The organism is Nostoc sp. (genome assembly GCF_036917435.1).
Lineage (GTDB): Bacteria > Cyanobacteriota > Cyanobacteriia > Cyanobacteriales > Nostocaceae > Nostoc.
In genome coordinates, this window is sequence record NZ_JBALDM010000032.1 from 1 (window position 1) to 1,721 (window position 1,721).

2 protein-coding genes are annotated in these 1,721 nt (G+C 44.7%); both read left to right on the plus strand.

Translation table 11 applies throughout. The features are described from left to right. Positions 1-298: 298 nt before the first annotated feature. Positions 299-808 carry a hypothetical protein gene (locus V7K98_RS14335; protein ID WP_335022855.1) on the plus strand — a complete coding sequence of 170 codons (510 nt, stop codon included), beginning with the start codon at positions 299-301 and terminating at the stop codon, positions 806-808. Between the two features lie 34 nt (positions 809-842). Then, positions 843-1,622 (plus strand): photosystem II S4 domain protein, encoded by a 780-nt coding sequence (locus V7K98_RS14340; RefSeq protein ID WP_335022857.1) that lies wholly within the window; start codon positions 843-845, stop codon positions 1,620-1,622. The last annotated feature ends 99 nt before the right edge of the window (positions 1,623-1,721 follow it).

The window sequence follows — 1,721 nt, forward strand, 5'->3', positions numbered from 1 at the left end:
GAGTAAGACCATTATCGGGTTTAGTCCCGAACTCTTGGAGATGAGAGTCCCTAACGTGGCATCGGCGGAAGATACGGGAAACCCAAGAGACGAATTTTTGTAAGCCACTAGATTCCCTTGAGTTAAATACAGACCTAACCCCCAACCCCTTCCCTACAATGGAAGGGGAGTAAGAATCAAAGCCTTTCCCAAATTTTGTAAGAGATGCGATGAATCGCGTCTCTTACAAGATTGATTCCACCAAGACTGATACGCTGTTAATTAAGGCAAAACTTCTATTAGACAAATTGTAAAATCAATGAATTACCTTGTTGCCGTATTAGCAGACCGTATTCAAGCCGAAGCCGCTTACTTAGCTTTAGAAGAAGAAGGCATAAACAGTACTATCTTAGGGAAAGGATATAAAACGGCTGACGAGTTTGGGTTAATTGACCCTAAAGACCAAGCCAAAAACCAAGCACAACTGATGGCAACCTGGCTGATACCATTTGGCTTTTTTGCAGGTTTTACATTCAGCCTGATCACTGGTTTAGATACTTTTGCGTGGGCGGGTGAAGTTGGCAATCACATCGTTGGCGGACTGCTGGGTGCTGCTAGTGGTGGGATGGGTGGTGTGGTTGTGGGTGGCGGAGTTGGTTTACTCGTAGGTAGTGGCGATGCTTTACCTTACCGCAACCGCTTAGATGCAGGTAAATATTTAGTTGCCGTGCAAGGTTCTGAAACTCTGACTCGGCAAGCAACCCGAATATTACGTCAGTTTGATCCAGAAAATATCCAAGGTTATGCCGACACAAATACTGTGTATTGAATAAATCATAATTTACACATCACGATACAGTAAAATGTTGCCACGAGAAGAACTTTTAAAAGGTGTTGAAAATAGAGATAGTGTAGCTCGTGTAATCGACCAAGCAGAGCAAGCCATTAAAACTTGGGAAGTGGTTTTGACAGATTTTCTGTCTCCCCCAGAATTGGCCGAAATTCAACGGGTGTTTAACCGATTAACAGAAGTGGAATTAGTTGCGTGGGGCGGATATCCCCAAGCTGAACGCCAAAGAATAGCGATCGCTCGTTCGGAACTTCCCCTAGATCAGTCTCAAGTTAGCCTTGTCGCCGTGGAAATTGCTGGTAATTTCTTGTTTGATACCGCATCTCACCGCGACTTCTTGGGCGCAATGTTAGGAACAGGGATTGTTCGTGAAAAGACGGGAGACATTATTGTTTTGGGAGAACGAGGGGCGCAGGCGATCGTCGCACCAGAGTTAGTGGAATTTTTGGAAATGAGTTTGAAACAGGTGCGATCGGTTCCTGTGAAGACTCAGAGGATTGAGGTAACTGAATTAAGGGTTCGGGAACCAAAGAAAAAAGAACTAACTACTGTAGAGGCTTCTTTGCGGTTAGATGCGATCGCATCTGCTGGTTTTGGTATGTCCCGCAGCAAAATGGTTGATTTCATTGATGCAGGTGATGTCCGCGTCAATTGGAAGGAAGTTACACAAGCTAGTTCTCAAGTCAAATCAGGCGATTTAATCGCCATTCGCTCTAAAGGGCGTTTAGAAGTTGGAGAAATCGCCGTTACAAAAAAAGACCGTTACCGAGTTCAATTAACAAGATATATGTAAACATATATTTAACGAGTCGCGGAAGTCCCCACCCTCAATGTACTCATAGGGTGGGGATTGTGAGCGGACGGCGACGAAACCAACTCCGACCGATATTAG